At 73.3% G+C, this 1,976-nt stretch carries 2 protein-coding genes and 1 tRNA gene; 1 reads left to right on the top strand and 2 read right to left on the bottom strand.

Going from position 1 to position 1,976, the window contains the following annotated elements; genetic code table 11:
* Positions 1-1,003 (bottom strand): serine/threonine-protein kinase (locus tag ACFXDE_RS43320; RefSeq protein WP_380499717.1); only part of this gene is annotated, 1,003 nt, incomplete at its 3' end.
* A 425-nt stretch (positions 1,004-1,428) separates the two neighbouring features.
* Here ACFXDE_RS43320 and ACFXDE_RS43315 point away from each other — a divergent pair.
* Entirely contained in the window at positions 1,429-1,626 is a 198-nt protein-coding gene (locus ACFXDE_RS43315) for a hypothetical protein (RefSeq protein WP_380499715.1), read from the top strand.
* A 256-nt stretch (positions 1,627-1,882) separates the two neighbouring features.
* Here the strand turns inward: ACFXDE_RS43315 and ACFXDE_RS43310 are convergent.
* Positions 1,883-1,954: transfer RNA gene (locus tag ACFXDE_RS43310), tRNA-Val, on the bottom strand.
* Positions 1,955-1,976 lie beyond the last annotated feature (22 nt).

Raw genomic sequence — 1,976 nt, 5'->3', positions numbered from 1 at the left:
GACCGGGGACTTCGCCACCATCCAGGCAGCCGCGCGCAAGCTCGGCATCCGCGGCCGCCGGGTCCGGGGAGCGCCCGGGCGCGGGCACGCCGTGCCGCACGCCGCCCGGGGCGTCCGCCTCGGGCGCGGGCGGGGGTGTCGCAGAGGCGCGCCGCATGACGCGCCCGCCGCCGGCGGCCGCCGCTCCGCGGGCCGCGAGCTCGCTGAGCCGCTCGTGCAGGGCGGCCGCGCCGGGCCGTTCGGCGGGCTCCTTGGCCAGGCAGGCCCGGATCAGCGGCGCGAGCTGCGGCGGCACGTCCGAGAGATCGGGCTCCTCGTGGACGACCCGGTAGAGCATGACCTCCGACGAGGCCCCGGAGCCGAACGGCGTGTCCCCGGTGAGCGCGTAGGCGAGCGTCGCGCCGAAGGCGAACACGTCGGTCGCGGGCGTGACGGCGACCCCGCGGACCTGTTCGGGCGCGAGGAAGCCGGGCGAGCCGACGGCGGTGCCGACGTGGGTGAGCGTGCTGGCCCCGCGCGACCAGGCGATGCCGAAGTCGATGATCCGCGGGCCGCGCGGCGAGAGCAGGATGTTGGAGGGCTTGAGGTCGCGGTGGACGACCCCGGCCTCGTGGACCTTCACGAGTCCGTCGGCGAGCGCGGCGCCGACCCGGGCGGCCTCCTGCCAGCCGAGCGGTCCTTCGTCGCCGACGCGCTTGTAGAGGGAGGGCCCGGGCACGTAGGCGGTGGCGAGCCAGGGGCGGTCGGCCTCGATGTCGGAGCCGACGACGCGCGCCGTGCAGCCGCCGCGGATGCGCGAGGCGGCGGCGATCTCGCGGGCGAAGCGGGTACGGAACTCCTGGTCCTCGGCGAGTTCGGCGCGGATCAGTTTGAGGGCGACCCGCTGCCCGCGCCGGTCGGAGCCGAGGTAGACGACCCCCATGCCGCCGGCCCCCAGTCGCCGGTGGAGGCGGTACGGCCCGACGATGCGGGGGTCCTCACGCCTCAGCCGCATCATCGCCATGTCCGTTCCCCGTCAGCCCGTGGGTGAGGCCCCGTCGGTTGGGGCATCGTCAGTTCCTGTCCGGCACAGCTTACGGACTGCCCGCTGCGGTGTGCTGATACGCAACACCTCAAGCCACCGTGCGATTGTCCGATCTTGCACTGACCTGCTGGTCATGAGGGTGCCGAAACGTTTCTCGGGGTCGTCTCTCAGGGTTCCCCCGGGGGCCCGGTCGAGACCGTCTCCCCCTGCGGTAGTAGTCCCTAAGTCGGACCGTCATCCTCGGGGATGCCCGAGGAACAGTACGACGGCATGACGCCCGAACGGCCCCCCGAGCCATAGCGTTGTCCTCAGCGGTGGACGGGGAGCTCGTCCCCCGAGGTTAGCCGTCCACCGCGCCAACTCGACCGGGTGAACGGCTCCGAGACCGGATCAGGAGTAAGGGCATGGCACCGCAGCTCACGGGAACCCCCCGCCGCCGTCGGCCGGCCTTCACCTTGCCCCGCACCGCCGAGCCGACGCGGCACCCCGCGGTGGCGCTGGCCATCGCCCTGCCGTGCGCGGTGCTGCTGGTGGCCCTGTTCGGCGGGTGGGACCAGATGGCGAACCAGGTCCAGGCAGTGGCGGACCTGATCGTCCACTGAGACTTGGCCGGCCCCCGTGGCCGGCCGCGGAACGGACACTGATCCCCTGGGGACGGGGAGCCAGTGTCGCCGGGGAGGCCGTGCCCGCGTTGAGACGCGGACGGGCGAGGAGCGGTGCGCAGAGCGCCCCGGCAGGCGGAGACGCCGCGTACGGACGTCGGTGAGGGCGACCGTACGCGGCTCTTCTCTTTTTCTCACGGCCCACGCAAAAGGCCGGGGCCGCGACCCTCACGGATCGCGGCCCCGGCCGTTACTGTGCGCGATACTGGGATTGAACCAGTGACCCCTACCGTGTCAAGGTAGTGCTCTCCCGCTGAGCTAATCGCGCCTGGTGTGGCGGTCCTGCAGCA

This window comes from Kitasatospora sp. NPDC059408 (genome assembly GCF_042751525.1).
Lineage (GTDB): Bacteria > Actinomycetota > Actinomycetes > Streptomycetales > Streptomycetaceae > Kitasatospora.
Note: the sequence above shows the minus strand (reverse complement) of the source record. Positions and strands in the feature narration are given on the sequence as shown.